Here is a 19,403-nt window from a genome sequence, read left to right on the forward strand (position 1 = left end):
TCTTATTATTGTATAAACTACTTCAATTCTTGAATTCCAACTGACTTTAAATAATTCCAAGTGCCATCGTAATACTCTTTAGGTCTTGTATGATCAAGAGTATCACCTCTTGGTATATAAATAATCATACCTTGTCTAGCTCTAGTGAGTAATACGCGATAGGTGTTTTTTAAATATTCCTTGGTTATCTCTTGACCAATGATTTGCCATTTAGTGCCTTTAAAGTTTAAATACTGCCAGCTACCATCCTTTAAATGAAAATTACCACCCCAAGCCACACATGCCCAATCGATTTCTAGACCTTGTATATCAAACTCTGTCGCTACCTCTTCTAAAAAGTAAGAGGAACGAATATCCCTACTACCATTTAAAAACCAGCTAGGTGCTGAAATAGTATTTTTAACGTCTATACCCAAAGGTCTTAATCTTTTGGCACCAGATGAACTAATCAACCCGATTCTCTCGCTTCCTTTTGCTTGATCTCGTAACCATTTTTTAGCAGCGTCAATATCTCTTGTAATGAAAATAGGATAATCCGTTTTAATCTGTGCATAAATATTTTTAGCGGCATTATAATTTAAGTCTAAAAGCTCGTGAATAAAATAAGATAGCTTCTCAGACCGGAATGATCTAACTGATACAGCCAGATGTAATTCGGACTCACTATGACCATTCTCTATCAACCAGTTCTTAGCACTTTGAGACTTAACATAGTTGTCGCTATCAAGAATTTGTTCAGAGTAGTAAATATCCCAATTTGAAAATTTCTTGCCTAGAGAATTTATCCATTCTTCTAATCCGGCTTCACCAGTATTAATTTCTTGGCCACCTCCGATCAAGCATACAATGGTACACCATTCATTATGTCTATTCATAACGTCAATTAAGAACTCAGGTTCTGACATATTAAAGTTTTCAAGACCCTTTTTTCTTTTCATAAAAGAGCTGGCTTGTGCTTGAGTCCAGGCTCTTTGTGCTTCATCGAAAACAACTACTTTCTCAGTTGGCGCTTTTACAGATTTCAGATTATCATCTCGAAAGTGATGAATATTTTGTATAAACGCATTCGCTTTTATAGCAGCTTGTTTTTTAGTCAGCTTGTCGTCTGTCTGTTTAGATATATCTACAGCATCTCTAGTCAAAGCTTCTCGCAATACCTCAACTAAAGGACTGTTACCAGAAAGAAAAACAGCATGCTCATCTTCATCAGCTTTCATTCTTTGAACGGCAATATTCAAACCAGCCAAGGTTTTCCCAGCACCAGGTACACCGGTAACAAAGCAAATAGATTTCTTTTCATTGTGCTTTGATTCTTCAATAATTCGATTCAGTTGATCTGTCGTTTTACTGAGATTGATAGCACCTGAGTCTGATCGCGTGATTTCTTTGACATTATGACCTTTATATAGTGCCTGAGCAGCCTCAACTATCGTCGGAGTAGGTTTATAAATTGAGTTTTCCCAACGTAGTACATCGACAGCTGAAGTATCCTCATTGATAAAACGGCTAAGCGTTTGAGTTAAATCATATTGGTTTGTTTTAGCAACATCTTGATGATTTATAATAGTTATATTGTCTTCAACAAAGATAGACGTTTTAGCCTCTGTTACAACCAAAATGGGTACTAATTTAGCATGATGACTGCCTTCATGAAAATTCTTTAGATCAATGGTATAGTCAATAGTTTGTTCTATAGCATGTTTTGAATAACCTCCGTCGCTAACCTTAAACTCGACGATAAAGATGACATTATTTATAATAATTATATTATCTACTCTTTTACCCATCCTAGGTATGGCAAATTCAAAATAGATTTGCCCTTCAAATGAAGCAAGCTGGTCTTTTAAAATTTTAATTTGTTTTCGCCACGCAGTGACCTGTAATTCTTCAAGTGTTCTATTGCTATGATTTGCTGTTAATTGACCTAGAATGCTATCTTCGGAATTCAATAAAAACTCTTGAATTGAGTTTGAGTAGTAGGCGCGTTGCACAGAATATCCTTATCTTAGTTATCGTCTAAGTTCAATGATGCATTTATAAAAAAAGAACGCAACCATCAAGGCTACGTTCTTTTCTTTTTAAGTACTAAATAAACCCTACTCCCATTCAATAGTAGCAGGCGGCTTACTCGACACATCATAAGTCACGCGCGACACGTCTTTGATTTCGTTCATGATGCGGTTGGATACCGTTTCAATCAAATCATACGGCAGATGCGCAAAGCGGGCGGTCATAAAGTCCACGGTCTCAACTGCACGTAGCGCGATTACCCACGCATAACGGCGGCCATCACCGACCACGCCAACTGATTTGATTGGCTGGAATACCGCAAAGGCCTGCGCGGTTTTGTCATACCAGCCCGAACGCTCCAGCTCCTGCATAAAGATCGCATCGGCAAGGCGCAGGATATCAGCATATTCTTTTTTCACTTCGCCCAAGATACGCACGCCTAGACCTGGACCTGGGAACGGATGACGGTAAATCATCTTCTCTGGTAGACCAAGGGTGATACCAAGTTTACGCACTTCATCTTTAAATAGATCGCGTAACGGCTCAACCAATTCAAACGCCAAGTCATCTGGCAAACCGCCAACGTTATGATGGCTCTTAATGACGTGTGCTTTACCTTGATGTGACTTAGCAGATTCGATCACGTCTGGGTAAATCGTCCCTTGTGCTAAGAACTCAACAACTTTACCATCGCTCTGCTCGCTCACTTGACGCGCACTATCAGCGAATACGTCGATGAAGGTTTTACCAATGATTTTGCGTTTTTTCTCTGGATCCGACTCGCCAGCCAGCGCGGTTAAGAAACGATCTTCGGCATCAACACGGATGACTTTGACGCCCATGTTTTCGGCAAACACTTGCATCACTTGATCGCCTTCATGCAGACGCAAGAGACCATTATCCACAAACACACAAGTCAGCTGATCGCCAATGGCTTTGTGCAGTAGTGCTGCAACGACTGAGCTGTCCACGCCGCCCGATAGTCCGAGCAATACTTGCTTGTCACCGATTTGCTCTTTGAGCTGCGCAATACGCATATCAGCGATATTGTCTGGCGTCCACTCACCAGCACAATCGCAAATCTGATGGACAAAACGACCTAGCAGCGCTTGACCTTGTAGGGTGTGCGTCACTTCTGGGTGGAACTGTAGACCGTAGTATTGCTTGTCATCATTAGCCATAATCGCAATCGGGCAGCTTGGCGTACTAGCAACGATGTCAAAGCCTTCAGGCGCTTCGATGACTTTATCACCATGGCTCATCCAAACGTTTAGCTTGGCAGCCGCGCCGTCAGTCTTGCTGTCTTCGATACCGTCAGTCAGCTGCGAGTGACCATTTACTTCGATGGTCGCCGCACCAAACTCATGGATATCACTGGCATGAACCTGCCCGCCAAAACGATCTGCCATCGCTTGCATACCGTAGCAAATACCCAATACAGGCACGCCTAGGTCAAACACCGCGTCATTGATACGCGGGCTGTTATCTGCATGGACGCTCTCAGGGCCACCCGATAAAATGATGCCCTTGGCACCAAAATCGATGATACGCTGAGTGTCGATGTCATAAGGGAACATCTCACAAAATACCCCAGAATCGCGCACACGGCGGGCGATTAACTGACTGTATTGCGAGCCAAAATCGAGGATTAAAATGCGGTCTTGCTTGATAGTTGGCGTCGATGATGCGGTCGTCATAAGGTGAGTATCCATCAATAAAAAATTGGTGCCCTATTTTAACAAGTTTAGCGCCATGAATGGCGGTTGATATGCGCTTTATTCTTAACTATTTTTTTCAAGCGTTGACGCACTCAACATAAGGACATGACTAAGACAGATTTTTAACGCCTATCGCTATAAACCTTTTTATCACCATTTTTAAAATAGGGACACGCCCTAGCAAAACAATCTCGCTACGGCGGGATTTTTTTTGCGGTTATATTTCACTATTTTTCGCCAGTTATTCTTTTATACAGACTCCTCGTCTCTATATTTTCGATGCTTCACTAAATTTCTTAAGTTAATGACTGAAAAACTTACGTAACATTACGAGATAGTGCAGAAACTAACACTTAATAATCAATATGTTACCAAACTTTGTATTACTATGAAATTGTTCTCTCAAGCGCCAATTAAATATTTCATTAAAACCAAAGCGCTATTTGCTGGCCCTTTTTCCAGCGTCCACAGCTTAATAACGATAAGAATAAAAGATTATGACTCCTTTAACGTCTGCGTCTCGTATGATGCACGGTGTGCAAGATACTGTTTTTGCGCCCGTATCATCTCAGTCGACTGCTGCCGCGATTGCCTTTAGCTTCCAGCTAATGACACGAGCGGAGCCACCTGAGATTGTGATTGCAACCATTAAGTCGTTATTGGCTGTCAAACAGGCAGTGGATGAAATCTTAATTATTGATAATAACCATACGGATAAATCTCTTTATCAACCACTGGCCGCCTTTTGTGAATCGCTAGATGCCGCGCTCAACGTGCGCTTTTATCATATTGATGAGATTGCAGGCTACAAAGCGGGTGCGCTTAACTTAGCGCTGGCATGGATGGATAGACGCTGTAGTCATATCGTGGTGGTGGATAGCGATTATGAAGCATTGCCGCATGCCCGTGAGGTGATGGTACAAGCCATTAACGACTATCCTGAGCACACACTATTACAGTTTCCGCAGTTTTATCGCAGCGCCCATCTTGAGGACATTCACAGCGAGCTGAATCACTACTTTAACCACCACCTATATCAGCCGCGCAATCGTATGCGCGCCTTATCGACAGGCACGTATGCAGTCATTCGGCGTCGTGATTTGCAGCAGCTGGGCGGCTGGTCGGGCGCATCAATCACCGAAGACGCGCAGATGGGAGTGCTCATGCATCAGCATGATATGCGTAGCGCCTTTATTCCTACAGTGATTGCAACAGGACTGCTGCCCGCAACCTTGTGTGATTTATTGGCACAGCGTCAGCGCTGGGTATATGGCAATATGCAGATTTTTTGTCGCTATCTTGCCGCGCCATTGTTACGTCGTCTGCATCCGACGTATGCCGCGAGTATGGCGACAACCAAACACAGCAAAGCTGAGCAGCGCCGTTATCAGCGCGCGCACTTGTCGCAGCTTAGTGCATGGGTCAATGGCACAGGGATTTTAATCCTGCTTCAGCTTATCACGGTGATGGTAATGGCGTTTGCATTAATGGTGGGCCATGACAGCACATGGGCGTTACCGATTTTGGCTGTCGTCTATACAGGTTACGGCGTATTTTTACTGCGCCGCTTATGGGCATATTTACGCGACCAAGCCCCACTCACCCAGCAAATGCAGCGCGGCTATCGACACACCATCGCCAAACGCTTACGCACATGGCTGATGCATTTAAACTTTTGGGAAGTGGGTGCGCTGTGCTGGTTGCCTGTATTGTGGGGACGGCAAAAGCCCTTTGTGTGTACCCCAAAAATCGCTCCTGATGCCACACAATCAGCGCTAAAGCACGCCAATCGCCGTGCCTTACCCAAATTACTATTGATGTTAAATGCACTCACTGCTCTACTAGTATCACCGCTGTCTGCGGCCTATTCCCCGATATTATTTGCCTGCGCGCTCACCGTCTTTGGTTTAAAACTCATTGCCGCAAGACTTGCCTTAGCCAATTACAGCGCGGCCAGTGAAGCCGAGTACCTACTTTCTTTACCAGAACCATCAGCACCTTTTCCCTTATTAAATACAGAATATGTAAAACCACTAAACATTCAAAAAATGCCCTTTATCGAGACGACTGATCGCGTACAAGATAAGCAGACCATCAACTTTTAACCTTTATTTTACTTTTTATTTTGCGCATATTTTTGTCCTGACTTTTACCTTTATTTTCAATAACAACAACATAACAGCGGCGGCCATAACGATGATGAATAAGCGCCGCCATAGGAAATATTATGCCCCCTTTATCTTTACCCACTGCTTCTGTCACGCCGCAGAAGCGACCCTTACGCATTGCTATCATTGCGCATTCTTTATACCCGATTGCTGAGCCTTACGCAGGTGGGCTTGAGATGATTACGCATCTGCTGTGTGATAAGCTGGTCGCGGCGGGGCACGAGGTGCTGCTTTACGCGCATGCTGACAGTCAGACGAAGGCGACCCTTGTACCGCTATTGTCGCGTCAAGAATTTGAGGCGATGGTCTATCCAAACGAGCATGAGTCGGTGGCGATGGGGCGCGAGGAGATGTATCAGTACCTCGCCTATCAACATGCGCTACGCGATATTATCGAGCGTGACGGACGCGGCGAGATTGATGTGGTACACAATCACAGCTTGCACCACATTCCGATGATGATGGGTCAGGTCTTTGGCAAGCGCTTTTTTACCACCTTTCATACGCCGATTTTTCCGCAGCTGCGCTTGGCATTATTGACCCTACAACTGGGCACCGATACGCAATTCACCTCGATTAGTACCTATCAGCAAAAACTGTTTGCCGAATTTGTGCCATCTAAAGTGGTGTATAACGGTATTGATGTGGACTCTTTTGACGCGCAACTTGAGGCCATCGATGACGAGGTGTATCTGTGGTATGGGCGTATTTGTCCTGAAAAAGGCACGCATTTGGCAATGCAATATTGCTTGGCGGCGGGCAAGCGCCTGATTATCGCAGGACCTAAGAGCAACGCGCAGTATTTTGAACAATCTGTCGCGCCGTTATTACTCCAAGACAAGCAGCAAGGCAGCGATTTGCTCGACTATGTCGGTCACAAAACCAAAGCAGAGATTAACCGCTACTTAGGTCAAGCGACGGCGATGCTGTTTACCAGCACGTGGGATGAGCCGTATGGGCTGATATTGGCAGAGAGTCTCGCCTGCGGCACGCCTGTGATTGGCTTTGATGTGGGTGCGTGCGCAGAGATTGTCACGTCTGAAACGGGCATTGTGGTCGCTAAAGAAGACAAAGCCGCCTTTATCAAAGCCTTTTATAGCATCAAAAACATCTCACGGGCGGCGTGCCGTGCGCGTGCCAAGTTATTTTGTGCTGATACCACGATGGTCGATGGCTATTTGGAGTTGTATTATCAGACGCTGACACCAGAACAACAATCGCTATCCACAGCGCAAAAGCCCAGTGCTGCCACGCCCAAACATTTACCTTCGATGCCACCACCACAAGCGACGTCAAGTCTCGACACCTTACCACAGCACGCTGAGGGTTAAGGGGTGCGCATCGGTTATTACGCCCATCATCACGGCTCGGGGCATTGTCGGCAGGCGGACAAGCTGGCGGCGCTACTGCCTGAGCCTGTGCGCGCGCAGTTCACGGTTTTTACCAGCGTGTCTGCGGCGGACTATAGCTTTAGCAATATCAGTGAAGCGCAAGTCGTCCGCCTCGCGCCTGAAGATGAGCACGCAGACGATATACTCAAAGGTCGCGCGGGACACTACTGGCAACCTGAGAGCCTGCACTACTCGCCTGTGGGCAATCGCGACATTCAAGCGCGCAGCTATCAGCTGATACAGGCGCTAGACGCGCGGCAGATTGATCTGATGATCATTGATGTTAGTGTGGAAATTGCCATGCTGTGTCGCACGATCAGTATGCCCTACCTGTACGTTCGCCTGACTGGCGTGCGGGATGACATGCCGCACGTAGAGGCTTTTAAAGGGGCGCTGGCAATGCTCGCACCGTATCCGCGCGCCCTTGAAGCGATAGACACGCCAGAATGGATGCCAAAGAAAAGCCTATATTTGGATTTTATCGGTACAGCGCCCAGTACGGATTTGACCCGTTCCGAGTTTTTGACGTTACTCAATGAGTTAAAAGATGATGCTCAGCCGTATCGTGAGGGCGCGCCCATCATCACGGTGATAAAAGGCTATGGCGGACACCAAGCGATTGATGCGCGCCTGCCCAAGCTGCGTGAGCTATTGCCCGATGCCTTTATCATCTCGCTCGGTCCTATTAGTGATAACATGCGCCACTTGGTCGATATTGCCACGCAGGTCAAAGACGTGCGCCCGTTTATCGTTCATAGCGATGCAATATTGATGGCGTGCGGGCTAAACAGCATCGCGCAGGTCTACTACGAGCAGACGCCCATTATCGTACAGCCTGATGCGCGCCCGCATGACGAGCAAGTCGCCACCGCTAATGCCTTGATTGCGCAAGGTCGGGCGCTGGGCTGGGATGACTTTTGTAAAACAATGCAAAATGATAACGGGCAGTTGCCTACGCCGACCGCTACCCTGCAAACAGTGCCTGATTTGGACACCTCGGCAGCCGCATTGATGCACAGCTTTGGCGACTATGACGATACCAAGGCATGGTTTTATGAGTGGCTGTTGCCAAAACTTGCGCTGCGTCCTGAGCGTTAATATTCATTTAATAATAAGAAAAACTAAGCCTATGATGCATCACGACCCAATCTCCCCGAAGCGACCGACCGCGCCTGTGAGCGTCATCACTACCTGTTATGGACGCAACACGCACTTATACAATCTGCTTGCCGCCCTTGCCAACAGCAGTACGCCACCTGCCGAAGTCATCATCGTCAATAACGACGCCGACCCCAAGCGCCTAAACGAATACGCGCTGAACATCGTACAGATACCGACCACGAATGATGGCAACGATAAGCAAGCGCGCTTTGATATCGGGCACAATCGCAATATCGGCGCCACACACGCCAGCCATGATGCGCTGATATTCTTAGATGTCGATTGTCTGGTTGCGGCGGACAGCATCGCTGGACTGTATAGCAAGCTCACGGTGCATCCTAACGCGCTGCTGATGGGGCAGCCCAAATATCTAACGCGCCCGCTGTCAGCCGCCGAGTCGGCATCACTGGCAGCAGGGATGCTGAATGACGCCGCGCTAGATGCGCTCTCGGTATACAACCCTTACCGTCCCAACTTTGCGCCCACAGACTCACTCGCGCCTGCCGCGATGACGCAGACCGAGGACTTTGGCGCGTTTTGGAGCTTATGCTTTGCCATCACGCGCCAGCAGTTTGAGGCGCTTGGCGGCTTTGACACCGCTTATGTCGGCTACGGCGCGGAGGACACCGACTTTGCATTTCGCGCCCGCGTGTGCGGCATGCCGTTTTATCTGACTGGGGAGCTAGTCTATCATCAGCAGCATGGCGTTTGCCGTCCGCCGCTGAATCACTTGGACAGCATCGTTATCAATGCCAATCGTTTTTATGATCAGTGGCAACATTGGCCTATGGGCGGCTGGCTGGGTGAGTTTGCCGAGCTTGGCTTGATTGAGTGGCAAGCGGCGCAGACAGCGCCGATTACGCTGCTGCGTGCGCCTACGGAGAGTGAGCTGGAAAAAGCGCATTGTCCTGATGCACCGTTTGTTTAGAGGTGGTTTTACTGATATGTGGCGAGCGAGCTTGGTGCAAAAGTGAAAGCGCCCAAACAGTACCTGCGCTCAAGCGCGCATGGTGAGCTATCTCCGATAGAGTAACTGTATAGATATTAAGGCTCAATGGTTATGACCGATTGAGCTTTGGTGTGATAAGTATTTTTAGCTTAGAAGTGGTTGAAAATTTAGACCATACTATTTTGTACAATTCAACATACATTCGCAGCTAGTTGTAGGAGAGTTGAAAAATTCCGAGGAAATGCACATCTTAAACTTTGTCCGAGTTTGCGACAAAGTAATTATAGTATTTTTGCGCTTCATCCTCTGAACCTAACGCAACGTCAATAAGCATTTGAAGACCCCATACTGGACCTGGAGTAACCTGCTCTAAATCTAGATCTTCAGGATAAGCCTCTGGGTCTATTACCATATCTAGGTTTACAAACCACCAAATCTCTATCTTTCTCAATAAACCGACCATTTCTTCAAAAGTTTCTGTGACATCAAAGTCAATCCCAGACGAAGCAAATGTTAACATTTCATGAGCTAAGGTGTTGCGGCACCTTTTGATATACTCAAATTTCTCTAAATCTTCATCATCAATGGCACCCATATCTCGTAGCCACGTTAAAGATGCATAGAGTCGGCTTCTATTCAAGACAAGCACCTTTTCTTTATACTCAGCGCTAACAATCATTCCATTTTCATCGAACCCATTAGTAAAAAAGCCTTTTATCTTTTCAACAATACTATTCTTGAGCATTTCGAAGCCCATCGAAAATATAGAGGCTGTAATGATATTTTTTTAAGCGTCGTGGGGTGAAGTACACGCTTCCATGATGCTTTAACTTTTTCATCCATGTTTGATCTCGATTAATAGAATCAATAGTTTGCTTGTTTCACTAAGTCAGCAATAAGGCATTGCCCATTTTCTCAATAATGCCTTAACCACCCAATCCCTCAAACGCCATCACCATCCGCGCCAAACCCGCTTCTAACAGCATACGCGGACAGGCAACATTGATACGCATTTTGAGATGTCCTTCCTCACCATATTTGATTCCAGCATTGAGCTCCACTTTCGCCGCACGTAAAATATCATAAAGCTGCTCGTCGTCTTGACTATATGCTGAGCAATCCAGCCAAATCAGATAGGACGCTTCTGGGCGCATGACTTTGATTTTGGGCAACTTGTCCGCCAAAAAATCTAAGGTAAACTCAATATTATCCTCAATATAGACAAGCAGCTGCGCCAACCATTCACCGCCGTCACGATAGGCGCTGTGCATCGCCGCATAGGCGAACATGTTGAGCTCATACTCATCGTTTAGATGCTGCTGGGCGTCAATTTTTTCTATCAGTGCGGCATCCTTAGCAAAAATCAGCGAGCCTTTGATCCCCGCGATATTAAAGGTTTTGGTCATCGAGGTCAGACTCACCACCTTGTGCTCATAACCTTGTGCCAGCGTTAAAAACGGCGTAAAGGTATGCCCGCGCAAGGTCAAATCCTGATGAATCTCATCACTGACAATCGCCACATCATGCTTTTTGCACAAGTCTAGCACCGCATTCAGCTCATCCGCCGTCCACACGCGCCCGCCCGGATTGTGGGGATTGCACAGAAAGTACAGCTTGATATTGTGCTTGATGATTTTGGTTTCCATATCGTCCAAATCCAGACGGTATTTGTCGTCCGCTTCCACCAGCGCTGAGCGCACCAGCGTGCGCTTATTTTGCGTGACTTTGCTCATAAAGGGCGTGTACACAGGGTCATTGACCAGCACCGCATCCCCTACCTCGGTAAAGACGTTCATCATCAGCGCTAAGCTTGGGACGACACCCGGGGAAAACAAAATATTTTCTTTAGCAAGCGGTAACTCATAGCGACTGCCATGCCACTCGATAATGGCGTCATATAGCGCCTCAGTAGGTTTGGTATAGCCCAATATGCCATGCTGTACGGCTTGCTCAATCGCGTTTAAGATAGGCGGTGCGGCCTTAAAATCCATATCCGCCACCCACAGCGGAATCGTATCATCGCTATAGTGCCATTTAAGCGACCCCGTACCACGTCTATCGCCTCATCAAAGTTATACAACACCCGCATTCCCCTTCATTTAAAATAATGGTTCAGGGTACAACAGGAATGGCGTCATCAACAATCGCTTTATGCAGGATATATAAAGCCGCTGTCTGATTATCAACATCACGCCTATCTCGTCCCTTTTAAAACCTGTTACTATTGGCTAATAGTGGTATACACTCAAAGCATCAACCAAGGAGACCGATGATGACGACACCAGAACAAAAGCCGCCTAAGGACACGCAAGCATACGTCTTGACCAAATCCGATATCGACAACACGCCTGAGACTAAGCATATCCACCAGTTCAATGAGCACGCTATCCGCCATACGGTATCGCTCAGTGATATCGTTGGTCTGACCAAGTTTGGCTTGCACCTCGTACGGGTGGAAGCGGGAGATGAGACGACGACCCATCACTATCATGAAGAGTCGGATGAGTTCATTTATGTGCTGTCAGGTGAGCTGTCGCTGCGCTATGGTGATGAGCATTATCAGCTGAGTGCTGGAGATTTTGTTGGCTTTCCTGCACATGGCGCGGCGCATTCGATGCGCAATGAGAGCGATGCCGATGCCACTTACCTGATGGGCGGCAGCCGACCACCGATCGATATTACCCTGTATCCAGAGATCGACCGTAAGATGTATAAGATACATGGCAAAAAGGAGTATGTGGATTTGGAAGATTTGGGTGAGGTTTGAGGGTAAGGCTACTTAAAGTTGGACACCTTTCTTAAATTTTTTGAATTAAGCAGCAAAATTCAGAAAAATATTAGAATATAGCTTTCAATAGACCTCTTGCAAAAGTACCAGTTCATTGACTTCCACTGACGGAGTTACAAGGGCTGACGATGACTTATGCAAGAAGTCTAATAGAAATAACATTTTCTTTAGTCGAAATCAATTATACCCTATCTTCACCTTTGAAATATTTACCTTTTTAACCTCAAAACAGTCAAATAAGTTTTGATTAAAAATCACATAGTTATTACCAATGTTATGCAGTGAACTAGTAAATTTCAAGCCTTCCACACCTGTATAAATTTTAATAAACTCACAGATAAATTGTGTAGGTATATAATCTAATTCTGAGTCATACCTCCTGAGAGGCTGAGATAAATCTCTACTAATATGTCTTTTTAATAGTCTAGACTTTATTTTTTTATTTACCTCATTTGGATGATATATTGTAGAAACTTCAGTAAAGTCAGAAATTACTACATCTCTGTCTAAGTCATTTTTGACTGAGAACTTACCTACAGAAACTTCATCTAAATACGTGGATCTAATCTCATATAGTATAGTTTCTTCATGATCTGATAAATATAGGTAAGGAATACCCATGGGATTAGCACGACCAGCTGTACTAATTTCTTTAGGTGGACAGAACATTTTATCAGGAGAAAATTTCTCATCGTTTGTACTATGATGTAATCTAGCTCTATATAAGACGTCATCTTTACTCACTACAAACTTACTTTCGAAAAAACCGTCCCATCCTAGCTCATCTGTCAGATAGTTAACATCTATTAAGTATCTCTTTTCCCATTTTAGCTGCTCTTTCAAATCAAACCAGTAATTTACATTGTTTAAAATTTCTTGGCTATAGTTAACTAGAACATCTGCATGAAAAAAACTTATTTCTAACTTATCGATAATTATATTAAGAAACTTAATACCTGTCTCGTTGTTACGGAATAAGCTCCAATCACCTTGAATGAGGCTTAGAAGTCCAATACCATCAGGATGTGTCTCGAAATTACCTAAAAGCTCGTCAAAAAAATCTAATAACTCATCAATTTTTATTATATTTTTATCATCAGTGCCACAAAAACAACATGACCCACGCTCGCCTTGAGAGAGGATAAAACCTTTCAACTCTCTATCTTCGAAGCAACTTTCACATATACTATTCATGATATTTTATCTAAATACTTTTTAACGACTAGCAAATGGTTTTTGATAGTTATCTTTTTCACAGTACCAAGACCAGGATACTTTAATTCTTCATAGTACTTTTTAAGCTCATCTGTACCTGAATTTTCTAGCGGTAACTCTTCACAGAACTTGATAGCTTTTTTGGTAGCTTCGGCAAATTTTCCTTGTACATTGGAGATAGAATCATTTGTATCAGAAGTAAAATGTCTTATCCAAATTTGATCATTCATCTCTTCATTAATATAAGTCAGATTTATAACAACAGCTCTTGGGACACTTCCACCTTCGAGATACTCCTTAGATAAAACAGTAAAATCGCTAAACCCTTGGTATCGGTCATCTTTATAGTACAAATGCTCTTCGGAAAATTTGTGAGCAGGGATTTCGAGATAATCTGCATTTTTTTGTTGACGTTCAAATAGATCATCTAATCTAATATAAATCTTATTTAAATCTTTAATCTTTCTATCTAAAGACCTATACCTGTGAGGCTCTAAAAGCATGATGTGACTTATACTATTATTACTACAAAGTTCAATCAAACTATCTTCTTTAGTGAAGTCATCTAGACCAATAATCATAGTGTCTTCTAAGTTGTACTTATGGATACATTCCAAGATATATTCTGCATTATCAGAATAGTGGAAAGCAGGTTTATACATTGAGCTTTCTAGCTTACTAATATATTGTAGGAAATGCTCTTTATCTCCTACAACTTCGCCTACAGATGGATTTACTATTAAGAAGGGCTTAAATCCACTTTCAAGAAATATATTATTAGCAAGACTTAAGCTATTAAAATTTTCTTTAACAGGCTCAATGACAGGTGTGACTTTTTCTAAAGCATTCTCTAATGCTAAATCTCTAATTGTTATTAATTCGAACTGTCTACCTCTTAAGTATGGATAGTACATTTAACACACCTTATGAGTCTTTAACTTATTAATCAAATCCTTCCTTTGCTCTTCTTTCAAATTCAATGAAAGACAAACCTGATTAAATTCATTATTGACCTTGTTAAAAAATGAGTTGTATACTTTTCTATTCTTCATAGCTTCTATAAATGAATAGTTAAGCTTTTCGTATGGTATTTTCGAAATTAAACTTTTACATACTTCAAATTGGTTAAAAGCATTTATTTCAGGTAATTCATCATAGTAATCATATGTAATATTAAGATACTCTTTAGAATGCAGAACATTCATCAGAACATCAATATCAATATCAATATTTTTTATCGCCTCTCTTTCTACTCTGAATTCTGTCATTTCTGAATCATAAGAGATAATTGCTACGTTACTGTCGTATTTCATATATTGTAATACATTTTCCTGTGGAACTATAACATAAACTTCATTGAATATTTTTTTATAAACCTCTAACTGTTTTGATAATCTATACTCTTTATCAAGTATTGTTTTTATTTCAAATACCTTAGATACCCCATTAAAAATAGCTAAATCAGCAGTTGCACCACCCAGTCTCATTTCATTAAAAATTACTGAGTGTCTATTACCTATTTCCTTTATCAATTTCTGATTTAGAAACTCATTTTTTACAACATATTCATTTTGATAGTTTTTTTGGAGTTTTCTATACTCTTCTTTAAATATTTTTAAATATGTACTTCCTCTTCTTTTATCTATCAAATCATATCTTATTAATTTTTTATCAACTGAGCCAAAGTCATTTTTCAACAATCGAAGTATTTCACTTCTTGTGAAAAGTGTTGATAAATCTCTAAGCTGATTAATATCTGTAGACATTTAAGTTCCCGAATAACTGAATATTTTTTTGCACGCCTACCATCTTTTACCTTAAATATCAAGCCTGCTAACCTAGCAATTATATCGTATCTACTATAAATATAATAATACTAAATATGAATTAGATTATATGGTTCTAATATAGCAACGCTACATAATATTATTTAGTTAATATGCTACTCATATAAGCAACTTTACTCAATTATCACAGTTATCTATAACTTAGACAATTTAATCAAAAATCGTCTAAATTTTCAGTTTACATCCCCTTAAACTCAGCCTCACGTCTCTCAACCATCGCCATCACGCCCTCTTTTGCATCCTCTGAATGAAAGAGTGGCGGCAAATAGCTGTGGATATTAGCCAGTGCCTTCGCGGCACCATTGCGGCTCGCATCTTGCGCGGAAGACAGCGCGCCTCTAACGCCCAGCGGCGCAGCTTTGCTGATCTCTTGTGCCAGTGTTAATGCGCGCTCGTACTCAGACCCATTTGCCACCACTTCACTGACCAAGTTCAGTCGATCAGCCGTTTGCGCATCGAACGCTTTGCCCGTGAGTAGATATGGCATGGCTTTTTGCCAGCCTGCCGCCGCGACAAAGCGTACCGTCGCTCCGCCAAATGGCATAATGCCGCGCTGGACTTCCATTTGCGCAAAGTTACAGTTGTCGCTTGCGATGACCACATCACAATTGAGCATCAACTCGATAGCCACGGTAAAGCACGTGCCTTTGACCGCCACCACCACAGGTTTGGTACGTAAGCGTCCACTAATGCCCCACGGATCAATTTGATTATCATCAAACTCAAACACACCATCGTTTAGCTTATCTTGTAGCTCGACCAGATCGAGCCCAGCGGTGAAGTGATCGCCATGCGCAAAGATAAGCGCACAGCGTAGATGCTCATCGTCTTCATATCGAGTCAATGCATCAGATAGCTGGGTAATCATATGACTGTCAAAAGCATTGCGTTTATTGGCGCGGTTTAGCCCAATCAGGCAAATAGTGCCGTCTGTGTCATAAGTAATGCGGTTGTCTTGCGTGGTACTGTCCGTCGTCATGGTGATGTCCTTGTCAAAGTTATTTTTTATGAAGTGAGTAGGGCGTGTTAAACATTCGACCATGGCACTGACAGCGACTATTTTTTAGGCGATTCGATGTTAAAAATAATAAGTTTAGTCATTCTAAGCGCTTATTTTTAACGATGAAGCGGCAAAAAAGAGTCCTGTCCCCTGCTTTTATCGTTGGGGCTGATGCTAAAATTGCCCCATACTGCGTTACAAATCTCGTTAAGGCATCTGCATTATCGTCGCTTTGTGCCTTGTCTGGAACAATTTTAGCAATCAGCAGTGCCTATTTGCGAATGTTCAACACGCCCTAGTTATATCGTCGAATCTTGATCGCTTATTTATAGCGATTTGTCGATAGGACTATTTTTAATACTTCATTTAATATAGACAGCATATAGCCATAACACAAGCGATAGCAATGACTCGAATGGCGCGATAATAGATAAAAGTTGACCTCATTTGTGATAAGTGCAACTATGATTCAGACTGGATAGGGTACAGAGGGTTTTATGGAGTTTTGGCATGGGTTTTTGCTAATCACGAGCGTTCACTTGCTGGCGGCCGCCTCACCAGGGCCTGATTTTGTGTTGGTCTCGCAGCAGACATTAGCCAAAGGTCGGCGTACTGGTTTGATTTGTAGTTTGGGTATTACCTTAGGATTATCGGTACACATTATCTATTCAGTGCTAGGATTGGCAACGGTGATTGCCCACTCGCAGCCGCTATTGACCGCGATCAAATGGCTGGGCGGTGGCTATCTGATCTATCTGGGGTGGCAAGGTATTCAGGCCAAACCTAAAAAGCCATTAGAACTAACAGCGTTAGTAACGCAAGAGAACGCACCTATTGATCATTTACAAGCAAAGCAAGACGCCTCTACTCATACCAAATTTACAACACCTAACGATACTTTTACCACATTGCGTCGCGGGTTTTTCTGCAATGTCTTCAACCCAAAAGCGCCTGTCTATTTTGTGGCGATTTTTACCCTTGTGCTATCGCCAGCCATCCCACTTTGGCAATTGGCGATTTATGGCGTCTGGATGATGGTGCTACAGATGGCATGGTTTAGCACCGTGGTGATGCTACTCTCTGTCCCTGCAATTCATCGACGACTTCAGCGTTTTGAGCATTGGATCGACCGTGTGTTGGGGTCTGCGATGATCGTATTGGGGCTCAACCTGATCTTGCGTCATCGATAGGCCATCGATAACTCATTTGCGAGCGGTGAAATCTGCTACACTGCTGACTTATATCCATATATCGTAGCCTGACATTATGATAAGTAAGCCCATGACCCGTAATCCTGCCAATAGTAAACACAGAAACCGATCGCCTGCGACCGCCAAAAAACTCGGTCAATTGCATCCGCGCAATCCACATCAAGGTCGTTACGACTTTGCCGTATTGACTCGCGCGTTGCCTGAGCTTGCTGAGCATACCATCACCAACCCCAAAGGCGAGCCGACGATTAATTTCTCGGATCATCAGGCGGTTCGTACTCTCAACAAAGCACTACTGGCGCACTATTACTGCGTGAAGTTTTGGGATATTCCTGACGGCTATCTGTGTCCGCCAATCCCTGGGCGTGCCGATTATATTCACTATATTGCGGATTTACTCGCGCAGACCACGCACGTGAATGCCGACAACACACCGCCGATCGGTAAAGAGATTCACGCCCTTGATATCGGTACGGGTGCCAGTGCGATCTATCCGATTGTCGGTAGCCAAAGCTACGGCTGGCGCTTTACCGCAAGCGATATTGATCCGGTTTCGGTCAATACTGCCGCCCTCATTTGTGACGCCAATCCTAAGCTAAAAAGCGCGGTCAAAGTAAAGCTACAGCCTGAGCCTAAGTTCATCTTTAAAAACATCATTGGTCGTCAAGATTATTTCGATGTGGTGGTGTGTAACCCTCCGTTTCACGCCTCATTAGAAGAAGCGATGGAAGCCAACAGTCGTAAGCAGCACAACCTACAACGTCATCGCGGCAAAAATGAAAGCGAGCAAATCAGCCGTCATTCAACCAAGTCAGGTAACGCGGCGCAAAACCTAAACTTCGGTGGTCAGCATAAAGAATTGTGGAGTGAAGGTGGCGAGATTGCATTTTTGACCAAGATGGCAAACGAAAGCCAAAGCTTTGCAGAGCATGTCGGCTGGTTCACGACGTTAGTATCAAAATCTGAAAACGTGAAACCTTTACAACTACTATTAAAGCAGCTTAATGTCGCGCAGATGCGTATCATTGAGATGAGCCAAGGTCAAAAGAGCACTCGTGTACTCGCGTGGCGCTTTGATACCGACGAAGAATAGTCGTTGAATACATAATACGCCTAAGTTTCACGTGAAACAAAAAAGCACCGCTTTGATATTCAAGGCGGTGCTTTTTGCATAAAGGCTAAGTGAAACTCTATAGTCGAACCACTATTAAAGTGTTACAGCGTTAGACTCGTTTAGCCTACTACTGTAGTACTTGCACTCGTCTGCCTTGTACCACTTTTAATATTGATTGACTATAAATAGATTAGCCAAAGAACATGACTTTGATACCAATCGCAATCAGTACCACACCGCCCAATACTTCGGCTTTATCCTCTAGCCATGTGCCTGAGCGACGTCCCAAATAGACCCCAAGCCAGCCAAACACAGCCGTTACGACCGCGATAATCAAGCAAGCTAACCACGCGTTCAAGGCCAATAAATTTAGCGTAAATCCAGCTGCCATGGCATCGATACTAGTGGCAATCGCTAGCGTAAACATGGTGCGATGGCTAATGACACTACCGCCCACGTCAATATCGTCTTCGTCATCCTCACCACTGAGCACTTCGTACAGCATCTTGCCACCCAGCGCAATTAAGATGATACCGCCGATCCAAGGCGCGGCCGCCGCCAACCAACCCAGTAGCGCTGCACCCAATAAATACCCAATGAACGGCATCACACCCTGCGCGATACCGAAATATAATGCGGCATAAATAGCGAGATGACGTACATATTGCTGGCTTTGTTTCTGTGACTTTGCGCCCAGTCCTATCGATACAGCAAACGCATCCATCGCGAGTGCAATCGCGAGCAGCACTACTTCAATCATGGTATTTTCTCTTAACTCGAATAGCAGGTATGATTAGCTTTATAAAAAAGGTTTCATGTGAAACAAAAATA

Annotated in this window: 16 protein-coding genes; 7 read left to right on the forward strand and 9 right to left on the reverse strand. The window is 44.0% G+C overall.

The features are described 5' to 3' along the window. Positions 1-17 precede the first annotated feature (17 nt). Both HL061_RS08405 and guaA read right to left on the reverse strand, forming a co-directional pair. Positions 18-1,991 (reverse strand): DUF2075 domain-containing protein, encoded by a 1,974-nt coding sequence (locus tag HL061_RS08405; RefSeq protein WP_071002649.1) that lies wholly within the window; start codon positions 1,989-1,991, stop codon positions 18-20. A gap of 105 nt (positions 1,992-2,096) precedes the next feature. After that, positions 2,097-3,707, reverse strand: a complete 1,611-nt coding sequence (gene guaA, locus HL061_RS08410) for a glutamine-hydrolyzing GMP synthase (protein WP_071002650.1) — start codon at positions 3,705-3,707, stop codon at positions 2,097-2,099. Between the two features lie 518 nt (positions 3,708-4,225). On the opposite strand from guaA, the gene HL061_RS08415 reads away from it, so the two are divergent. The 4 genes from HL061_RS08415 (at position 4,226) to HL061_RS08430 (ending at position 9,376) form a co-directional block, all read left to right on the forward strand. Further along, positions 4,226-5,833, forward strand: a complete 1,608-nt coding sequence (locus HL061_RS08415) for a glycosyltransferase family 2 protein (RefSeq protein WP_071002651.1) — start codon at positions 4,226-4,228, stop codon at positions 5,831-5,833. A gap of 122 nt (positions 5,834-5,955) precedes the next feature. Next, positions 5,956-7,227: a glycosyltransferase gene (locus HL061_RS08420; protein ID WP_071002652.1), complete on the forward strand. Its 1,272-nt coding sequence runs from the start codon at positions 5,956-5,958 to the stop codon at positions 7,225-7,227. A gap of 3 nt (positions 7,228-7,230) precedes the next feature. After that, entirely contained in the window at positions 7,231-8,385 is a 1,155-nt protein-coding gene (locus HL061_RS08425; RefSeq protein ID WP_071002653.1) for a hypothetical protein, read from the forward strand. 31 nt (positions 8,386-8,416) lie between these two features. Next, positions 8,417-9,376 (forward strand): glycosyltransferase, encoded by a 960-nt coding sequence (locus HL061_RS08430; RefSeq protein ID WP_071002654.1) that lies wholly within the window; start codon positions 8,417-8,419, stop codon positions 9,374-9,376. A gap of 271 nt (positions 9,377-9,647) precedes the next feature. Here the strand turns inward: HL061_RS08430 and HL061_RS08435 are convergent, their stop codons facing one another. After that, positions 9,648-10,142, reverse strand: a complete 495-nt coding sequence (locus HL061_RS08435; protein ID WP_083328902.1) for a hypothetical protein — start codon at positions 10,140-10,142, stop codon at positions 9,648-9,650. A 181-nt stretch (positions 10,143-10,323) separates the two neighbouring features. Then, positions 10,324-11,397: a MalY/PatB family protein gene (locus tag HL061_RS08440; RefSeq protein WP_252962718.1), complete on the reverse strand. Its 1,074-nt coding sequence runs from the start codon at positions 11,395-11,397 to the stop codon at positions 10,324-10,326. Positions 11,398-11,669: 272 nt separating this feature from the next. Between HL061_RS08440 and HL061_RS08445 the strand changes: the two genes are divergently transcribed. Then, entirely contained in the window at positions 11,670-12,164 is a 495-nt protein-coding gene (locus tag HL061_RS08445) for a cupin domain-containing protein (protein ID WP_071002655.1), read from the forward strand. A 198-nt stretch (positions 12,165-12,362) separates the two neighbouring features. On the opposite strand, the gene HL061_RS08450 is transcribed toward HL061_RS08445, so the two are convergent. The 4 genes from HL061_RS08450 to HL061_RS08465 all read right to left on the reverse strand — a co-directional run bounded on the left by HL061_RS08450 (position 12,363) and on the right by HL061_RS08465 (position 16,226). Beyond that, on the reverse strand, positions 12,363-13,340 hold the full coding sequence (locus HL061_RS08450) for an RES family NAD+ phosphorylase (RefSeq protein WP_197496652.1): 978 nt from the start codon (positions 13,338-13,340) through the stop codon (positions 12,363-12,365). Positions 13,341-13,375: 35 nt separating this feature from the next. Further along, the gene (locus HL061_RS08455; protein WP_071002657.1) at positions 13,376-14,314 is read right to left on the reverse strand and encodes a sce7725 family protein; all 939 of its coding nucleotides are present in this window, start codon (positions 14,312-14,314) and stop codon (positions 13,376-13,378) included. Then, positions 14,315-15,166, reverse strand: a complete 852-nt coding sequence (locus tag HL061_RS08460) for a sce7726 family protein (protein WP_071002658.1) — start codon at positions 15,164-15,166, stop codon at positions 14,315-14,317. It abuts the gene before it with no gap. A 259-nt stretch (positions 15,167-15,425) separates the two neighbouring features. Continuing rightward, positions 15,426-16,226 carry a crotonase/enoyl-CoA hydratase family protein gene (locus HL061_RS08465; RefSeq protein ID WP_071002659.1) on the reverse strand — a complete coding sequence of 267 codons (801 nt, stop codon included), beginning with the start codon at positions 16,224-16,226 and terminating at the stop codon, positions 15,426-15,428. Positions 16,227-16,744: 518 nt separating this feature from the next. Here HL061_RS08465 and HL061_RS08470 point away from each other — a divergent pair. After that, positions 16,745-17,437 (forward strand): LysE family transporter, encoded by a 693-nt coding sequence (locus tag HL061_RS08470; RefSeq protein WP_071002660.1) that lies wholly within the window; start codon positions 16,745-16,747, stop codon positions 17,435-17,437. A gap of 76 nt (positions 17,438-17,513) precedes the next feature. Then, positions 17,514-18,551, forward strand: a complete 1,038-nt coding sequence (gene rlmF, locus HL061_RS08475) for a 23S rRNA (adenine(1618)-N(6))-methyltransferase RlmF (RefSeq protein ID WP_252962719.1) — start codon at positions 17,514-17,516, stop codon at positions 18,549-18,551. 211 nt (positions 18,552-18,762) lie between these two features. Here rlmF and HL061_RS08480 read toward each other — a convergent pair whose 3' ends face one another. Then, positions 18,763-19,332, reverse strand: coding sequence for a manganese efflux pump MntP family protein (locus tag HL061_RS08480; protein ID WP_252962720.1), 570 nt, complete (start codon positions 19,330-19,332; stop codon positions 18,763-18,765). Between the last annotated feature and the right edge of the window lie 71 nt (positions 19,333-19,403).

Source organism: Psychrobacter sp. PSP, from assembly GCF_024085615.1.
Classification (GTDB): Bacteria; Pseudomonadota; Gammaproteobacteria; order Pseudomonadales; family Moraxellaceae; genus Psychrobacter; species Psychrobacter pacificensis.